The organism is Pseudomonas sp. GD03862 (assembly GCF_029840855.1).
GTDB classification, from domain to species: domain Bacteria; phylum Pseudomonadota; class Gammaproteobacteria; order Pseudomonadales; family Pseudomonadaceae; genus Aquipseudomonas; species Aquipseudomonas alloputida.
Genome location: NZ_JAOCDI010000022.1, coordinates 41,130 through 56,361 on the forward strand (window position 1 = coordinate 41,130; position 15,232 = coordinate 56,361).

Annotated in this window: 16 protein-coding genes; 5 read left to right on the forward strand and 11 right to left on the reverse strand. The window is 63.3% G+C overall.

Features of this window, described 5'->3' with window-relative positions:
- Positions 1 to 92: 92 nt before the first annotated feature.
- Genes N5D53_RS15700 through N5D53_RS15735 form a run of 8 tightly spaced genes read right to left on the reverse strand, consistent with a single transcriptional unit; the run spans position 93 to position 8,043 of the window.
- On the reverse strand, positions 93 to 1,094 hold the full coding sequence (locus tag N5D53_RS15700; RefSeq protein WP_064491146.1) for a septal ring lytic transglycosylase RlpA family protein: 1,002 nt from the start codon (positions 1,092 to 1,094) through the stop codon (positions 93 to 95).
- Positions 1,094 to 2,104 carry a lytic murein transglycosylase B gene (mltB, locus tag N5D53_RS15705; RefSeq protein ID WP_190869914.1) on the reverse strand — a complete coding sequence of 337 codons (1,011 nt, stop codon included), beginning with the start codon at positions 2,102 to 2,104 and terminating at the stop codon, positions 1,094 to 1,096. Before mltB ends, N5D53_RS15700 begins: the two co-directional genes overlap by 1 nt.
- Positions 2,105 to 2,121: 17 nt before the next feature.
- Positions 2,122 to 3,225 carry a rod shape-determining protein RodA gene (gene rodA, locus N5D53_RS15710; RefSeq protein WP_003249727.1) on the reverse strand — a complete coding sequence of 368 codons (1,104 nt, stop codon included), beginning with the start codon at positions 3,223 to 3,225 and terminating at the stop codon, positions 2,122 to 2,124.
- 38 nt (positions 3,226 to 3,263) lie between these two features.
- The gene (gene mrdA / locus N5D53_RS15715; RefSeq protein ID WP_010955422.1) at positions 3,264 to 5,153 is read right to left on the reverse strand and encodes a penicillin-binding protein 2; all 1,890 of its coding nucleotides are present in this window, start codon (positions 5,151 to 5,153) and stop codon (positions 3,264 to 3,266) included.
- Between the two features lie 16 nt (positions 5,154 to 5,169).
- Positions 5,170 to 5,637, reverse strand: coding sequence for a 23S rRNA (pseudouridine(1915)-N(3))-methyltransferase RlmH (gene rlmH / locus N5D53_RS15720; protein ID WP_003249722.1), 468 nt, complete (start codon positions 5,635 to 5,637; stop codon positions 5,170 to 5,172).
- Between the two features lie 10 nt (positions 5,638 to 5,647).
- Complete coding sequence (rsfS, locus tag N5D53_RS15725; protein ID WP_009685825.1) at positions 5,648 to 6,067, reverse strand: ribosome silencing factor; 420 nt, start codon at positions 6,065 to 6,067, stop codon at positions 5,648 to 5,650.
- Positions 6,068 to 6,110: 43 nt separating this feature from the next.
- Complete coding sequence (gene nadD, locus N5D53_RS15730; protein WP_279840531.1) at positions 6,111 to 6,803, reverse strand: nicotinate-nucleotide adenylyltransferase; 693 nt, start codon at positions 6,801 to 6,803, stop codon at positions 6,111 to 6,113.
- Positions 6,772 to 8,043 carry a glutamate-5-semialdehyde dehydrogenase gene (locus N5D53_RS15735; protein WP_279840532.1) on the reverse strand — a complete coding sequence of 424 codons (1,272 nt, stop codon included), beginning with the start codon at positions 8,041 to 8,043 and terminating at the stop codon, positions 6,772 to 6,774. Before N5D53_RS15735 ends, nadD begins: the two co-directional genes overlap by 32 nt.
- A 304-nt stretch (positions 8,044 to 8,347) precedes the next feature.
- On the opposite strand from N5D53_RS15735, the gene N5D53_RS15740 reads away from it, so the two are divergent.
- Positions 8,348 to 9,016: a DNA-3-methyladenine glycosylase gene (locus tag N5D53_RS15740; protein WP_279840533.1), complete on the forward strand. Its 669-nt coding sequence runs from the start codon at positions 8,348 to 8,350 to the stop codon at positions 9,014 to 9,016.
- Positions 9,017 to 9,018: 2 nt separating this feature from the next.
- On the forward strand, positions 9,019 to 10,335 hold the full coding sequence (locus tag N5D53_RS15745) for a bifunctional DedA family/phosphatase PAP2 family protein (RefSeq protein WP_104962618.1): 1,317 nt from the start codon (positions 9,019 to 9,021) through the stop codon (positions 10,333 to 10,335).
- A 111-nt stretch (positions 10,336 to 10,446) separates the two neighbouring features.
- On the opposite strand, the gene N5D53_RS15750 is transcribed toward N5D53_RS15745, so the two are convergent.
- From N5D53_RS15750 to N5D53_RS15760, 3 genes are read right to left on the reverse strand one after another with little or no spacing between them, the layout of a single operon-like run.
- Positions 10,447 to 11,037 carry an LON peptidase substrate-binding domain-containing protein gene (locus N5D53_RS15750; RefSeq protein WP_003249708.1) on the reverse strand — a complete coding sequence of 197 codons (591 nt, stop codon included), beginning with the start codon at positions 11,035 to 11,037 and terminating at the stop codon, positions 10,447 to 10,449.
- Between the two features lie 9 nt (positions 11,038 to 11,046).
- The gene (locus N5D53_RS15755) at positions 11,047 to 11,763 is read right to left on the reverse strand and encodes an LrgB family protein (protein ID WP_004576852.1); all 717 of its coding nucleotides are present in this window, start codon (positions 11,761 to 11,763) and stop codon (positions 11,047 to 11,049) included.
- Positions 11,760 to 12,122 carry a CidA/LrgA family protein gene (locus tag N5D53_RS15760; RefSeq protein ID WP_049586734.1) on the reverse strand — a complete coding sequence of 121 codons (363 nt, stop codon included), beginning with the start codon at positions 12,120 to 12,122 and terminating at the stop codon, positions 11,760 to 11,762. The genes N5D53_RS15755 and N5D53_RS15760 overlap by 4 nt, the downstream gene beginning before the upstream one ends.
- Positions 12,123 to 12,265: 143 nt before the next feature.
- On the opposite strand from N5D53_RS15760, the gene N5D53_RS15765 reads away from it, so the two are divergent.
- The 3 genes from N5D53_RS15765 to N5D53_RS15775 all read left to right on the forward strand — a co-directional run bounded on the left by N5D53_RS15765 (position 12,266) and on the right by N5D53_RS15775 (position 15,115).
- Positions 12,266 to 12,721 carry a MaoC family dehydratase gene (locus tag N5D53_RS15765; RefSeq protein WP_010955428.1) on the forward strand — a complete coding sequence of 152 codons (456 nt, stop codon included), beginning with the start codon at positions 12,266 to 12,268 and terminating at the stop codon, positions 12,719 to 12,721.
- A gap of 117 nt (positions 12,722 to 12,838) precedes the next feature.
- A complete protein-coding gene (gene prmA, locus N5D53_RS15770) occupies positions 12,839 to 13,717 on the forward strand; it encodes a 50S ribosomal protein L11 methyltransferase (protein ID WP_003249700.1) in 879 nt (292 codons plus the stop codon).
- Between the two features lie 42 nt (positions 13,718 to 13,759).
- The gene (locus N5D53_RS15775; protein ID WP_279840536.1) at positions 13,760 to 15,115 is read left to right on the forward strand and encodes a DUF3426 domain-containing protein; all 1,356 of its coding nucleotides are present in this window, start codon (positions 13,760 to 13,762) and stop codon (positions 15,113 to 15,115) included.
- The last annotated feature ends 117 nt before the right edge of the window (positions 15,116 to 15,232 follow it).

The window sequence follows — 15,232 nt, forward strand, 5'->3', positions numbered from 1 at the left end:
AAAGCGGTCATTGTACATGGCCGCGACCGGCAATTCATGACAAAACCGATAGTTTGGTGTTGCCGTCTTCGCAGGCGCGCCCGCTCCCACAGTCAGTCTGCTGTGACCAGCTTTGCCTGCCCCAAGTTCGCCAGGCGAATGCTGTCTTGTGCTTGCTGGATCTCGCCCTGGCTGCCGATCGGCCCCAGGCGCACGCGGTGCAGGGTCTGCTGGTTACGCACGATCGAGCTGATGAACACGGGTGCATTGACCATGGTGCTGAGCTTGGCGCGCAGCAACTCGGCAGCGTCCGGGTTGGCGAACGCGCCTACCTGCAAGAAACTGCCACCGCTACCGCCGGGCACGTTGTTGCCACCCACCTGCACGGGTACCACGGGCGCTGCGTGCTGCTGTGGCGGCGGGGTCCACTGCTCGACCCGCCCGGTACTGGCCGGTATTGCCTGGGTCTGCGCCACTTGCGGCTCCTTCAGCACCATCGGCGGTGTTTGGCCGCGCTGAGCCCACCACTGCTGCGGGTCGATACCCTCGACGCGCACATGCGCGGTGCCGATCTCGGCATAGCCGAGCTTTTTCGCGGCAGCATAGGACAAGTCGATGATTCGGTCGGAATAGAACGGGCCACGGTCGTTCACCCGAAGGATCACGCTGCGGCCGTTCGCCAGGTTGGTCACCCGCACATAGGCTGGCAGCGGCAGGGTCTTGTGCGCTGCGCTCATGCCATACAGGTCGTACAGCTCGCCGTTGGCAGTGTTCTGCCCGTGGAACTTGGTGCCGTACCACGATGCCGTACCCTCGGCGCGGTAGTTGCGCGAGTCCTGCATCGGGTAGTAGGTCTTGCCCAGCACGGTGTACGGGTTGGCCTTGTAGTTACCGGTGTGCACGGTCGGGGTGGCATCGGGGATCTTGTTCACATCCACGTCCCACCACGGTGCGCCGTCCTTGTGCGCCCGGTTGATGTCCAGGCCCGGCTGGCTACGCACGACATTACCACTACTTTTCGGGGCCGGGCGGTTGGAAGAGCAGCTGACCAGCGCCACACCGACGGCGAGGCAGGTGAGCAGCTTGAAAGCGTTGCCAGAGATGATTGCGCGCATTACTTGACGCCCCGTACTTGAACCAGCTGTTCCGCAAGCTGATGTACCGCCATGGCATACATCACGCTGCGGTTGTAGCGAGTGATCGCGTAGAAGTTCTTCAGGCCCATCCAGTACTCGGGGCCACTCTCGCCCTCGAGACGGAAGGCGGTAACCGGCAGATCATCGCGCAGCGAATCATGAACCGACCAGCCAAGCGTACGCAACTCCCCTACCGTTTTCACCGGTTCGATGCCGGTGGTCAGGCCTTCGTCGGCGCGCCCACCTTCCACCCAGGCGCGACTGACCACACCCTCGCCGGCCACCCACCCGTGGCGCTTGAAGTAGCTGGCCACGCTGCCGATGGCATCGTCAGGGTTGTTCCAGATATTGATATGGCCGTCCCCGTCGAAGTCCACCGCGTAGTTGCGGAAGCTGCTTGGCATGAACTGCGGCAGCCCCATGGCGCCGGCGTACGAGCCCTTGAGCGTCAAGGGATCGAGCTGTTCCTCACGGGCCAGCAGCAGGAACTCTCGCAGCTCCTTGCGGAAGAACTCGGCCCGTGGCGGGTAGTCGAAGCCCAGCGTCGACAGGGCGTCGATCACCCGGTAGTTGCCGGTATTGCGGCCAAAGAAGGTTTCCACGCCGATGATCGCGACAATGTACTGCGCAGGTACGCCGTACTCCTGCTCGGCACGTGCCAATACAGCCTCGTGCTGACGCCAGAAATCCACACCGCGAGCGATACGCGCATCGGTGATGAACATCGGCCGGTAGTCCTTCCACGGTTTGACCCGCTCGGCCGGGCGCGAGATGGCGTCGAGAATCGACTGCTTGCGCTGCACCTCACGAAACACACCCATCAGTTGCTCAGGCGCAAAACCATAGTCGCGGCTCATTTCGCCTACGAATGCGGCTACCTCGGGCGAGCCGTCGTATTCGCCGGCATGGGCCAGCTGTACAGCGCCGAACAGGCCCACCGCACCGATCCAAGGCGCACAACGGGCAGCCCAGTTACGCACTGCTTGCATGAAATTGTTCACCTTATTCAAACCTGCGCGATCCATTTGCGGTGCGTATGGATCGACATCAAAACGCCAAACGCTGACAGCAGCGTCACCAACGATGTTCCGCCATAGCTGATGAAAGGTAACGGCACGCCCACCACGGGCAGAAGGCCGCTTACCATTCCGATATTGACGAACACGTATACAAAAAAAGTCATGGTCAGGCTGCCCGCAAGCAGCTTGCCGAACAGGGTCTGCGCCTGGGCGGTGATCACCAGGCCACGGCCGATCAGCAGCAGGTAGACAATCAGCAGCAGGCAGATGCCTACCAGGCCGAATTCCTCGCCGAGCACGGCGATGATGAAGTCGGTGTGGCTTTCCGGCAAAAAGTCCAGGTGCGACTGCGTGCCAAGCAGCCAGCCTTTGCCAAACACCCCGCCCGAGCCGATCGCCGCCTTGGACTGGATGATGTTCCAACCGGTGCCCAACGGGTCGCTTTCAGGGTCGAGAAAGGTCAATACCCGCTGCTTCTGGTAGTCGTGCATGACGAAGAACCACATTGCCACCGCGACTGGCACGGCTGCCGCCAGCACGCTGAGGATCCAGCGCCAGCGCAAGCCGCCCATGAACAGCACGAAGGCACCGGAGGCCAGGATCAGCAGCGCGGTCCCCAGGTCGGGCTGACGTACGATCAGCATGAACGGCACGCCGATCAGCACCAGGCTGATCGCCACGTGCTTCAAATGGGGCGGCAAGGTGCGCTTGGACAGGTACCAGGCGATGGTCGCCGGCATGATGATCTTCATGAATTCCGAGGGCTGGAAGCGGATCACCCCCGGAATGTTGATCCAGCGTGTGGCCCCCATGGCGTTGTGGCCCATCACGTCGACCACTACCAGCAACAGCACCCCGGCCAGGTAGGCCAACGGCACCCAACGCGCCATGAAGCGCGGCTCCAGCTGGGCGATGACGAACATCGACACTAGGCCGATGCCAAACGAGGTGGCTTGCTTGAGCAGCAGGTCCCAGTTCTTGCCACTGGCCGAATACAGTACGAACAGGCTGCCGGCTGCAAGGGTCAGCAGAATGATCAGCAAGGGGCCGTCGATATGAATGCGTTGCAGAAAGCTCGCACGCCGACGCATCACATCCTCGCTGGAGAGCATGCGATCGAAATTGTTCATCACAGGGCCGATTCCTGGGTAACGGTGGCGGGCGCGAACTCGGGTTTGAGCCGGCCATTTTCGTCGAGCAGCCAGGCGTCCATGATCTGGCGTACCACCGGAGCGGCGACACCCGAGCCGGACTCACCGTTCTCGACCATCACCGAAACCACGATTTTCGGGGCTTCGGCTGGGGCAAACGCGACGAACAGGGCATGGTCGCGGTGGCGCTCCTGGAGTTTATTGCGATCGTACTTCTCGCCCTGCTTGATCGCCACCACCTGGGCGGTACCGCTCTTGCCGGCAATGCGGTACTGGGCTCCGGCAGCTGCCTTGCGCGCGGTACCGCGGGCGTTGTGCATCACCTGTTCCATGCCATGGGTGACCTTGGCCCAGTCGGACTTGTCACGTAGCACGATGTCTTCCATGGGGTTGTCGTCCACCGGCGGCAGGCCTTCGATGGTCTTGGCCAGGTGCGGGCGGTTCCACACACCTTTGTTGGCGATCAGTGCAGTGGCCTGAGCCAGTTGCAGCGGCGTAGCCTGCATATAGCCCTGGCCGATGCCGAGAATCAGGGTTTCGCCAGGGAACCAGGCCTGGCGACGGGTGGCACGCTTCCATTCGCGCGACGGCATCAACCCGGCAGACTCCTCGAACATGTCGAGGGAAACCCGCTGGCCGATACCGAACTTGTTCATGTAGCTGGACAAGCGATCGATGCCCATCTTGTGCGCAAGGTCATAGAAGTAGGTGTCGTTCGAGCGCATGATGGCGGTGTCCAAGTCGACCCAGCCATCCCCGGAACGGTTCCAGTTACGGTATTTATGGTCGTAGTTGGGCAACTGGTAGTAGCCAGGGTCGAACACCCTGCTGCTGGCATTCACCACGCCACTGTCCAGACCGGCAATAGCCACCGCCGGCTTGATGGTCGACCCCGGCGGGTACAAGCCACGCAGCACGCGATTGAACAGCGGCCGATCGATCGAATCGCGCAATTCGGCATAGGCCTTGAAGCTGATGCCGGTGACGAACAGGTTGGGGTCGAAGCTAGGCTGACTCACCATCGCCAGTACCTCGCCGGTTCGCGGGTCGAGCGCGACCACTGCACCACGCCGGCCTCCCAGGGCGGCTTCAGCGGCCTCCTGCAGCTTGATGTCCAGGCTAAGCACAATGTCCTTGCCCGGCTTCGGATCGGTGCGCTTGAGCACCCGCAACACCCGGCCACGAGCGTTGGTCTCGACTTCCTCGTAACCCACCTGACCGTGCAGGGCGGCCTCGTAGAAGCGCTCGATGCCGGTCTTGCCGATATGGTGGGTACCGCTGTAGTTGACCGGGTCGAGCGTTTTCAGCTCTTTCTCGTTGATCCGCCCTACATAACCCACCGAATGGGCGAAATGCGCACCCTGCGGGTAATGCCGCACCAGCTGGGCCACCACTTCCACACCCGGCAGGCGGAACTGGTTTACCGCCACGCGGGCGATCTGCTCTTCGTTGAGCTCGAACAGGATCGGCACCGGCTCGAATGGCCGGCGGCCCTGGCGCATGCGCTTCTCGAACAGGGCACGGTCGTCAGCGGTGAGGTCCAGCACTTCGACGATGGTATCCAGCACTTCCTGCCAGTTACCCGCACGTTCGCGGGTCATCGACAGGCTGAAGCTGGGGCGGTTGTCGGCAACGATCACCCCGTTGCGGTCGAAGATCAGCCCGCGGGTCGGCGGGATCGGCTGCACATGCACCCGGTTGTTCTCCGACAGCGTGGAGTGGTAGTCGTACTGGATGATCTGCAGGTAGTACAGCCGTGCGATCAACACGCAGACAAGCAGCATGATCGCGACTGCGCCGACCACGACGCGTTTGCGCACCAGGCGGGCGTCTTTCTCGTGGTCCTTGAGACGGATCGGCTGCGACATCGGACTGCTTACAGGCTCATTTGTGGTAAGGGTGCCCGGACAACACGGTCCAGGCGCGGTAGATCTGCTCGCCGATGAGTATCCTTACCAACGGGTGCGGCAAAGTCAGCGGCGACAGCGACCAACGTTGCTCGGCGCGCGCGCAAACCTCAGGCGCCAGGCCCTCCGGGCCGCCCACCATCAAATTCACCGTGCGCGCATCCAGGCGCCAGCGGTCCAGCTCGGTGGCCAACTGCTCGGTACTCCATGGCTTGCCATGGACCTCGAGGGTGACAATGCGTTCCCCAGGCTGCACTTTGCTCAGCATGGCTTCGCCCTCCTGACGGATCAGGCGGGCGACGTCGGCATTCTTGCCACGGGTGTTCAGCGGAATTTCCACCAGCTCCAGCGACAGCTCGGCGGGCAGGCGCTTGGCATATTCATGCCAGCCTTCCTCGACCCACTTCGGCATGCGCGAGCCGACCGCAATCAGGCGCAGACGCACAGCGCTTTCCTTATTCGCGGTCTTTGAGCTTGTCGGAGTACTCGTGGGCATGGTCCGGGCTGTGGTGCTTGCCATCGGCGGCACGGCTTTGCTCGGCACCCTGCCACAGACGCTCAAGGTCGTAGAACTGGCGGGCAGCGGCGGTCATCATGTGCACGATGACGTCGTTCAGGTCCAGCAGCACCCAGTCGCTGTCGCCTTTGCCTTCTTCACCCAGTGGCTGGGCGCCCTTGGCCTTGACTGCTTCACGGACCTTTTCGGCCATCGCGTTGATCTGGCGGTTGGAGGTACCGGTGGCAATGATCATGTAGTCGGTCAGGCTGTGCTTCTCGCGCACGTCGATGACCTGGATGTCCTGGGCCTTGACGTCTTCCAGCGCTGCCTTGGTCACTGCGACCAGTTCTTCGCCGTAAATTTTCTGCTTGGTCATATAAAACTCGTTCAACTCGTTGGATGAGGCGCCAGAGGCACCGTCAGTTGGGCGCACGATACAGTTCGTGCGCCTCGATATAGGCCAGTACGGCGTCCGGCACCAGGAACCTCACCGATTTGCCGCTGGCCAGCAGCTGTCGGATCTGTGTAGCCGACACCGCAAGCGGCGTCTGCCAGACGAACGAAATATTTCCCGCCGGGCCGGACATGGCGGTGGGATCGCTCTCCGAGCGCGCAGCCAACAGGTTGCGCAACTCGTCAGGGGGTTCTACGTCGGCATCCGGACGTTGCAGTACCAGGATGTGACAGTGTTGCAGCAATTCTTCCCAGCGATGCCAGGCGGGCAGGCCACAGAAGGCATCCCAACCCAGCACCAGGAACAGCTGGTCGTGGCCGCATAGTTCGGCGCGGATCGATTCCAGCGTATCGATGGTGTACGACGGCTTGTCACGTTCCAGCTCGCGGGCATCGACGCTCAGGCAAGCGACGCCCTGCACCGCTTCACGGACCATGGCCAGGCGATCCTGCGCGGCCACCTGTGGCGTGTCGCGGTGCGGCGGCCGGGCATTGGGCAACAGGCGTAGCTCATCCAGCCGCATGAACTCGGCCACTTCCAGCGCGCTGCGCAAGTGGCCGATATGCACGGGGTCGAAGGTACCACCTAGAATGCCGATACGCCGGACTGCCTGGGCCTTGCTCAACTCAGCAGGACCCCTGGCCGCGCAACTGGCCATCGCCGATCACCACATACTTCTCGCAGGTCAGGCCTTCCAGACCGACAGGGCCGCGGGCATGCAGCTTGTCGGTGGAAATACCGATTTCCGCACCCAGGCCGTACTCGAAGCCATCGGCAAAGCAGGTCGGGGTATTGAGCATGACCGACGCCGAATCGACCTCAGCCATGAACTGACGGGCTTCACCCTGGTGTTCGCTGATGATCGAGTCGGTGTGGTGCGAGCCATAGTGGTTGATGTGCTCGATGGCCTGGTTCAGGCCGTCTACCACGCGAATCGACAGGATCGCATCGAGGTATTCCGTGTGCCAGTCGGCTTCGGTGGCCGGTTTGACGCTGATGATAGCCTGGGTACGCTCGCAACCGCGCAGCTCCACGCCCTTCTCCACGAAGCGGCGGGCCATTTCTGGCAGGAAGCGCTCAGCCACTTGTTGGTCGACCAGCAGCGTTTCCATGGCACCGCAGATGCCGTAGCGGTAGGTCTTGGCGTTGAAAGCCACATTCCAGGCCTTGTCCAGGTCGGCATGCTGGCTGACATAGATGTGGCAGATGCCGTCCAGGTGCTTGATCACCGGCACGCGGGCATCGCGGCTGATGCGCTCGATCAGGCCACGGCCTCCGCGCGGCACGATGACATCGACGAATTCCGGCATGCTGATCAGCGCGCCCACGGCTTCGCGGTCGGTGGTTTCGACCACCTGCACCACCGCCGCCGGCAGGCCGGCTTCGGCCAGGCCACGCTGAATGCAGGTGGCAATGGCGCGGTTGGAGTGGATGGCTTCGGAACCGCCACGCAGGATGGTTGCATTGCCCGACTTGAGGCACAGGCTGGCGGCATCAATGGTCACGTTCGGACGCGATTCATAGATGATCCCGATCACCCCCAGCGGGGTACGCATCTTGCCTACCTGAATGCCCGATGGACGGTAGCTCATGTCGCGGATGGCACCGACCGGGTCCGGCAGGCTGGCCACCTGGCGCAAGCCGGTGATCATGCCGTCGATACGCGCCGGGGTCAGCGCCAGACGATCGAGCAGTGCGGGCTCCAGGCCACTGGCGCGGCCGGCGGCCAGGTCCAGCTCGTTGGCAGCGGTGAGTTCGGCACGGGCAGCGTCCAGCGCGTCGGCGGCGGCTTGCAGGGCGCGGTTCTTCTGCGCCGTGCTGGCACGGCCGATCACCCGGGAAGCCTCACGGGCAGCGCGACCCAAGCGGGTCATATAGTCAAGAACGGACTCAGTCATGGGTTCGGTGTCTTGGCGAAGGGGAAATCGGCTGATTATAACTGCCGCGCAGGTGTACGCCCAGCGGCGGGTGGCGGATGGTAGAAAATGGATGGGGCAATGTGTAGGAAAGATGTAACCGGGGTTATCGAGATTTCCATCTCCTGTCGCGGCCCTTTAGCGGGCGCGCCCGCTCCCACTGGGATTTGTGTAGGAGCGGGTTTACCCGCGAAAGGGCCGGCACTGCCCACATCACCATCCAATTCAGCCTCGATTAAGCCATTCATTGCTATCATCCCCGCCTCTCCAGCCACGAACTGCCCGCATGCCAGCCCTGCCCGACAGCTTTTTCGACCGCGACGCCCAGACCCTGGCCAAGGCACTGCTGGGCAAGGTCATCCGTCACCGCCACGGCGACCTGTGGCTGGCCGCGCGGATCATCGAGACCGAGGCCTACTACCTTGCCGATAAAGGTAGCCACGCTTCGCTCGGCTACACCGAAAAACGCAAGGCGCTATTCCTGGATGGGGGGCACATCTACATGTACTACGCCCGCGGCGGCGATTCGCTGAACTTCAGCGCCCACGGGCCGGGCAACGCAGTGCTGATCAAGTCTGCCTATCCTTGGCAGGACACCCTCTCGGGGCCCGACAGCCTGGCGCAGATGCAATTGAACAACCCCGATGCAAGCGGCAATATCCGCCCGCAAGAGCGCCTGTGCGCCGGCCAGACCCTGCTATGCCGGGCCCTGGGCCTGAAAGTGCCGCATTGGGACGCCCAGCGTTTCGACGCCGAACGCCTGTACGTCGAGGACTGCGGCAACGCCGTGCCCCGGGTGATCCAGGCCGCTCGCCTGGGCATCTCGCACGGGCGCGACGAGCACCTGCCGTACCGCTTCGTCGATGCCGAGTACGCCCGTTTCTGCACACGGAACCCGTTACGTCGCGGCCAAGTCGAAGGCCGTGATTTCTTCATTCTCGAACAAGGAAGCTGAACATGGGCCAATGGCTCGACAGCCTGACCGGCTGGCTCAGCGCCAACCCGCAGTGGCTTGGCCTGGCGATTTTCCTGGTGGCCTGCATCGAATGCCTGGCCATCGCCGGCATTATCGTGCCGGGCACCGTACTGCTGTTCGCCGTTGCGGTACTGGCCGGTAACGGCACGTTCAGCCTGGGCGAAACGCTGCTCCTCGGCTTTCTCGGCGGCCTGCTGGGCGACGCCATGTCTTACGCAGTGGGCAAGTACTTCCACCAGAACATTCGCCGGCTGCCGTTGCTACGCCACCATCCGGAATGGATCGGCAGCGCCGAAAGCTACTTCCAGCGTTATGGCATCGCCAGCCTGCTGGTAGGCCGCTTCATCGGCCCGCTGCGGCCGATGCTGCCAATGGTCGCCGGCATGTTCGACATGCCCCTGCCGCGCTTCATCGCCGTCAGCCTGCTGGCGGGCGCCGGCTGGTCGGTCGCCTACCTGCTGCCCGGCTGGGCCACCGGCGCCGCCATGCGCCTGCCCCTGCCGGAAGGCTTCTGGCTGGACGCCGGGATCATAGCCGGCGCCCTCGCGGTGCTGATCGGCCTGAGCCTGAATACCAGCCTGCGTGACCAGCGCCACGGCACCCGGCTGGTTGCCGCGCTCAGCTTCATCGCCCTGGCCGGTGTATTCCTCGGCTGGCCCTACTTCCATGAGTTCGACCAAGGCGTGATGACACTGGTCCAGGAGCATCGCAGCCAGGCCATCGACAGCACCGTGGTGCTGGTGACACGGCTAGGCGATTTCCGCACCCAGTTGTTCCTCGGTGCCCTGCTGACCGGCCTGCTGCTGCTTGCCCGTCAGTGGCGACACGCATTTTTCGCGGCGGGCGCGTTGATGGGCACGGCGATCGCCAACGGCACACTGAAATGGCTATTTGCCCGGGCCAGGCCGGAAGTACTGACCGACCCACTGACCAGCTACAGCATGCCCAGCGGGCACAGCTCGGCATCGTTCGCGTTCTTCCTGGTCATGGCCGTACTGGCGGGGCGTGGGCAGCCACCACGCATGCGCCTGACCTGGGTGATGCTGGGGTGCATTCCGGCGCTGGCGATTGCCCTGTCGCGGGTGTACCTGGGGGCGCACTGGCCAACCGATATCCTGGCCGGGGCCCTGCTGGCCTGTTGCGTGTGCGCACTCAGCCTGACATTGGTGCAACGCCAGCAGACCCTGCCAGCCCTGCCGCTGCGGGTGTGGTGGCTGGTGTTGCCGGCATGCGTGGCGCTGCTGGCGTTCTTCGCCATGCATGCGTTGCCGCAGGCGTTGGTCAGGTATCAATATTGATGTTGCCTGTGCCGGCCTATTCGCGGGTGAACCCGCTCCTACGCAGGGGATCGCGCTTGTCGTAGGAGCGGGTTTACCCGTGAAGGGGCCGGCACAGGCAATACAGAACCATCAGGCGAACAACTCACCCTGAATCCGCTCCAGCAGCTTCTGGATCTCGCCCAGCCGCTGCTGTGGCGAATCGAGGGTCAGCAGGTCCAGCTTGTCCTCTTCCATGAACGGCAACAGGTACGCCAGCTGATTGGCCAGCGCCTGACGCCCGTCCACCGGTCGCGGCATGCCCAGCGCTTCGACCATGGGGTGCTCACCCAGAGCTACCAGCAGCGCCAATAGGTCGTCATCGGCTTCCAGCAACGGGCTGTCGGCCTGCTCCGGCAGCCATTGCACCTGGCCCACCAGCAACTGGTCCTTCTGCACCTCGGAGCTTTCCAGATTGAAGCGCCGCACGCCCTCGACGCGGATACCCAGCAAGCCGTTATCCTGCTGCACGAAGTCGCGGATCACCGCTTCACAGCCGATCGAGGCGACCACCGGCGGCGCCTTGCCGACTTGCTCGCCCTCAAGGATGCACACCACACCAAACCCTTCGCCCTGCTTCATGCAGCGCCCGATCATGTCCAGGTAGCGCGCCTCGAAAATCTGCAAATCGAGAAAGCAGCCAGGAAACAGCACGGTATTGAGCGGAAACAGCGGTAGCGTCATCACAATTCCTCAAGCCACCAGGCTGACTGCCAGCGGCAGGAACACCGCTGTAGCCACTCCCATCAGGCTCATCGCCAGCGCGGCAAAGGCGCCGCATTCGTCACTTTCCTGCAGGGCCACCGAAGTGCCCACTGCGTGTGCGGTCACGCCCAGCGACATGCCGCGCGCCTCAGGGCTGTGCACGCCGAAGCGGCTCAGCAACGCCGGGCCGAAGATCGCCCCGATCACCCCGGTAATCAACACGAACACTGCCGCCAGGGCTGCCACGCCACCAATCTGCTCAGCCACCAGCATGGCGATCGGCGAGGTGACGGACTTCGGCGCCATGGTCATCAGGATCATGTGCTCGGCACCGAACCACCAACCCAGCACCAGGCAGCAGAGCGTGGCGAACAGGCCTCCGACTACCAGCGTAGTAAATGTAGGCCAGAACAGCTGGCGGATACGCCGCAGGTTGAGATAGAGCGGCACAGCCAGGGCCACCGTAGCGGGCCCCAGCAGGATGTTCATGATTTCGGTGCTTTTGCGGTACTCGCTGTAATCGATGCCGCACAGCAGCAACACACCGATCACCAGCAGCATCGATACCAATACAGGTTGCAGGAAGATCCAGCGGGTTTTCTCGTAGGCTGCCAGCACTACCTGATAGGCCCCCAGCGTGATGCCGATACCGAACAATGGGTGATGAATGACCGCATCGAGTGCGCCCTGCCAGTCGAGCATCATGGCTGCTCCTCACGCTTGCCCTGGCGCTGGATGAGCTTTTGCATCAGCACACCGACGAACACCAGGGTCACCAGACAGGAGATCAGCAAGGCCCCGGCAATCGCCCAGAAGTCGGCGGCAATGTCCTTGGCATATACCATCACCCCGACTGCCGGCGGCACCAGCAGTAGCGGGAGATAGCGCAGCAAGCTGCTGGCGGCCTCGTTCAGCGGCTTGCCGACCTCACCGCGGGCCATGAGGAAGAGCAGCAGCAACAACAGGCCGATGATCGGCCCGGGTAAAAACGGCACGAACAGGTGATTGATCGCCGTCCCCAGCAGCTGGAACAGTACCAGCCAGGTCAAACCACGCAACAGCATAAGCATCTCCCTCGGGCATGGCCGCCATTATAAGCACGCTCGGCTGTAGACCGATATTCGCCGAAAAGCGGGCAACTTGACTGAAACGGTTCGCCGTGCTGATCTTGTACTTTCGTACCAACAGACAACCCGGAGAGTCCGCGATGCCCCATGTACCGGTTACAGAGCTTTCGCAGTACGTTGGCAAGGAGCTGGGCCACTCGGAGTGGTTGAAGATCGACCAGCAGCGCATCAACCTGTTCGCCGAGGCGACCGGCGATTTCCAGTTCATCCATGTCGACCCCGAGAAGGCGGCAAAAACCCCGTTTGGCGGCACGATCGCCCATGGTTTCCTGACCTTGTCGCTGATCCCCAAGCTGATCGAGGACATCCTCGTCCTGCCGCAAGGGCTGAAGATGGTGGTGAACTACGGGCTGGACAGCGTGCGCTTCATTCAGCCGGTCAAGGTCGACAGCCGGGTTCGGCTGAAGGTAAAGCTGGGCGAGGTGGTGGAGAAAAAGCCGGGGCAGTGGCTACTCAAGGCGATTGCCACACTGGAGATTGAGGGTGAAGAGAAACCTGCTTATATAGCCGAGTCGCTGTCGCTCTGTTTTGTCTGATACATGCCCGGGGGGCTGCTGTGCAGCCCCCGATCCACAAATCCCCCGCACTCGCGTAAACTGCCAGCCTTCGCGCAGCCTAGGGCTGCCCCTGTCGATTTATCAAAGGTGCCCGCCATGCCCTGGCTGCAAGTACGCCTGGCCATCAGCCCGGAACAAGCCGAAACCTATGAAGATGCGCTGCTTGAAGTAGGCGCCGTCTCGGTCACGTTCATGGATGCCGAAGATCAACCGATCTTCGAACCAGACCTCAACACCACCCCGCTGTGGTCGCACACTCACCTGCTGGCGCTGTTCGAGGCCGATGCCGACCCTGAACAGGTGTTCGCCCACCTGCGCCTGCTGACCGGCGCCGAGCTGCCCGAGCACCAGGCCGAGGTGATCGAGGACCAGGACTGGGAACGCAGCTGGATGGACAACTTCCAGCCGATGCGCTTCGGCCGCCGCCTGTGGATCGTGCCCAGCTGGCACGATGCCCCGGAAAAGGACGCCGTGAACCTGCTGCTCGACCCGGGCCTGGCCTTTGGCACCGGCACTCACCCCACCACGGCCCTGTGCCTGGAATGGCTCGACGGCCAGCAGCTTGAAGGCACCCAGGTGCTGGACTTTGGCTGCGGTTCGGGCATCCTGGCCATCGCTGCGCTGCTGCTGGGCGCCCGCGAAGCGGTAGGCACCGACATCGACGTGCAAGCCATCGAGGCTTCGCGCGACAACGCCCAACGCAACGGCATTGCCGACGAGAAACTGGCGCTGTACCTGCCCGAGCACATGCCGGCGATGCAGGCCGACGTGCTGGTTGCCAACATCCTCGCCGGCCCGCTGGTGTCGCTGGCGCCACAGTTGTCCGGCCTGGTTCGCCCAGGTGGCCTGCTGGCGCTTTCGGGCATCCTCGCCGAGCAAGGTGAAGACGTGGCCGCCGCTTATGCCGCCGACTTTGAACTGGACCCGATCGTCGTGCGCGACGGCTGGGTGCGCATCAGTGGTCGGCGTCGCTAAGCGGGCCTAGAATACTTTTCTGCACAGCTCCCGGATCGCCGCATGACCGACAGTTTCGTCACCCAGTGCCCGCATTGCCAGACCAGCTTTCGCGTCACCCACCACCAGTTGGGCGTGGCCCGTGGCGTGGTGCGCTGCGGTCACTGCCTGCAGGTATTCAATGCCGCCAAGCAGCTGCTGGAGCAAAACCGCGCCGCCACCACCAGCGCCCCCGTGGTGCCGGCACCGGTACCTACAGTGCCTGCCGAGCCGCTGGCCGAACCGGCGCAAGAGCCTGCCACCAGCGTACGCGGTACCCCCCCTGACCAGGACTGGGCGCTGACTGCCCAGGCGCTGGACGAGCTCGACCTCGACAAGGAACTGGAGCGCCTGGAGCGTCGCGGCCAACCGGCCCCGACCCACCCGCCCAGCCAGGATGACAAGCTGCAGGCACGGCGCGATGAACTTCACCCGGACGAGCACGCAGAAGACCTTTTCGGCACGGCTACCGATGAGCCCTACGTGCCGCAGGAACCGGCAGAGCCTACCCCGGTGCTGCTGGAACCGGAACCTTTGGAGCTCGACCTGGAGCCTGCACCCGGCGAACGCACCGAGCCTACCCTGGGCAGCAACCTTGACCTGGACATCGATGGCGAGCCGCCCGTGCACCGTGCGGCCGAACGCGATGACCAGCCCGCATTCAGCGAACCGCTGCGTATCAGCGATGACGAAACCCCGGAAACGGGCCTGAGCGCCCGCGACGACGAGCCACTGGCGCTGCGCCTGTCGGCGCATGACGACGAGCCCGTCGAGCCGCTGCCCGGAGAGCGCCTGGAACCAGGCCTTGCCGGCAAACCCGAGCGCCCCTCGCGCAAGGAGCCGCTGGTCGATGTGGTCGACGACCCCTTGCAGCTAGGCTGGGAAAAACCCGCACCCAACTGGGGCAAGCGCCTGCTGTGGGGCTTTCTGACCCTGCTGGCTGCCGGCCTGCTCGCGTTCCAGTACGTGTGGTTCCACTTCGACGAAATGGCCCGCCAGGACCAGTATCGGCCGATTTTCCAGCAGATCTGCCCGATGGTCGGTTGCCAGGTGCCAACCCGCGTCGATATTGCACGCATCAAGAGCAGCAATCTGGTGGTACGCAGCCACCCGGACTTCAAGGGCGCGCTGATTGTCGACGCAATCATCTACAACCGCGCGCCGTTCGCCCAGCCATTCCCGTTGCTGGAACTGCGTTTCGCCGACCTCAATGGCCAACTGATCGCCAGCCGTCGCTTCAAGCCCAGCGAGTACCTGTCGGGCGAACTGGCAGGGCGTGGCGAAATGCCCAGCCAGACGCCAATCCACATTGCCCTGGACATCCTCGACCCTGGCCCGAAGGCCGTGAATTACAGCCTGAGCTTCCGTTCGCCGGAGTAGGCGACAAGCGGCCAGCAGCGAGCGACAAGACAAGAAGCCCCAACCGCGACCGCTTTTCGTCCTGTCGCCTGCTGCTTGAAGCGCAAAGGCATAAGCCGACAACTGTTCAGATTTTAT